2 protein-coding genes are annotated in these 1,834 nt (G+C 25.3%); both read left to right on the top strand.

All coding sequences use genetic code 11. The annotated features are described in order from the left end of the window. Positions 1-277: 277 nt before the first annotated feature. Positions 278-1,078, top strand: coding sequence for a sigma-E processing peptidase SpoIIGA (locus M4I33_RS13610; RefSeq protein ID WP_257917314.1), 801 nt, complete (start codon positions 278-280; stop codon positions 1,076-1,078). 8 nt (positions 1,079-1,086) lie between these two features. Then, positions 1,087-1,794: an RNA polymerase sporulation sigma factor SigE gene (gene sigE / locus M4I33_RS13605; protein ID WP_257917313.1), complete on the top strand. Its 708-nt coding sequence runs from the start codon at positions 1,087-1,089 to the stop codon at positions 1,792-1,794. Positions 1,795-1,834 lie beyond the last annotated feature (40 nt).

The raw sequence follows: 1,834 nt of genomic DNA, 5'->3' as shown, positions 1-1,834 counted from the left end.
AACCTTTCGAGCGTCTTAAGACGCAATTGCAAGTAACATGCCCTTATAGGGCGATAGAAATACCACCAGCTTAGCTGGTGGATTTTTATTTCATAAAATTATATTATTTATCAGGGTTACACAAAAATAGATAATACAATTTGTAAAAAAATTCTTATATTTACACTAAGAGAAATTTTTATGTAAAAACATTAGTGAAAAAAATTAGTTCGTTGATTTATTTTGTGACAAACTTTTAGAGATTTAAGATATATAATTTATTTTGAAAGGAGGTAATATGGATATTTATATTGATGTATTAATATTGGAAAATTCTATAGTAAATCTTTTCCTTTTAACAATAACTTATAAGATATTAAGGATAGAATATAGTTTTAGAAATTCATTTGTAATCTCTTTTTTGGGATCTTTTTATAGCTTAACTATGATTTTAGATAGTTTGAAAATCTTTAGTATCTTTCCAATTCAATTATTTGTTGCAATTATTATGTGTTATATTCCGATTAAAAATAAAGCATTTACTAAAATAATTAAAGCTACCATAACCTTTTTAGGAGTATCTTTTGTATTAAGTGGTATATGTTTTAAGTTTATGATGGAATCAGGAAGATACACTACATTAGATGGAATATATTTAAGTGATTTCAAGGTTAAATATCTTATTTTATCGATAATAATAATTTATTTAACTTTAGATAGAATTATAACTCTTATTAAAGAGAAAAATATTATGGATAATTTTATTTTTGATTTGAAAATCAATATTGGGGAATCAGAAATAAAAATAAAGAGTTTTTTAGATACTGGTAATGAATTAAGAGAGCCTATTACAAATTTACCTTGCGTTATAATTGAAAAAAACAGTTTTAAATATAATGAGTCAGAAAATGAGGTGTTTTATAAAATCCCTTATAAGGCAATTGGATGTGAGGGTTATCTTAAAGGGATAAAGGTCAAATCAATGCAAATTAGGAAAGGGGATATGCTTAAAGAATTCGAAGGTATTGTTTGTTTATGTGATGAAAAATTAAGTAAAGAAAATGAATTTAATGCACTCTTATCAAGAGGAGTTCTATAGGGGGATTTATGATTAGATTAGACGTTTTATTAAATAAATTATTAGTAAAGTTAGGGTTGTTTAAAAAGAATTTGCACTATGTTGGTGGTAGTGATGCACTCCCACCGCCGTTAACAAAAGATGAAGAAGAAGAATTGATGGAAAAACTTAGAAACGGTGATGAAGAAGTTCGAGCAACTTTAATAGAAAGAAATTTAAGACTAGTAGTTTATATAGCAAGAAAATTTGAAAATACAGGAGTTTATGTTGAAGACTTAATTTCAGTTGGAACTATTGGATTAATTAAATCTGTAAATACATTTAATCCAGAAAAAAAGATTAAGTTAGCAACTTATGCTTCAAGATGTATAGAAAATGAAATATTAATGTATCTTAGAAAAAATAGTAAGATAAAAGCAGAAATATCCTTTTATGAGCCTTTAAATATAGATTGGGATGGAAATGAGTTATTACTATCTGATATATTAGGTACAGAAAATGATACTGTGTATAATCTAATTGAAGATGAGGTTGATAAACAGCTTTTATTTATTGCACTTAAAAATTTAAATGAAAGAGAAAAAGAAATAGTTAAACTTAGATTTGGGTTAAATGGTACAAATGAAAAGACACAAAAAGAAGTAGCAGATATGCTTGGAATTTCTCAATCATATATTTCAAGATTAGAAAAAAAGATAATAAATAGATTGAAAAAGGAAATTAGTAAAATGGTATAGATTGTCTTCAGTATAAAAGTTTAATCTAACGGAAATACTT

The organism is Clostridium sp. LY3-2, assembly GCF_024705715.1.
Taxonomy (GTDB): domain Bacteria; phylum Bacillota; class Clostridia; order Clostridiales; family Clostridiaceae; genus Clostridium.
This window is presented reverse-complemented; position numbering and strand designations above follow the sequence as displayed.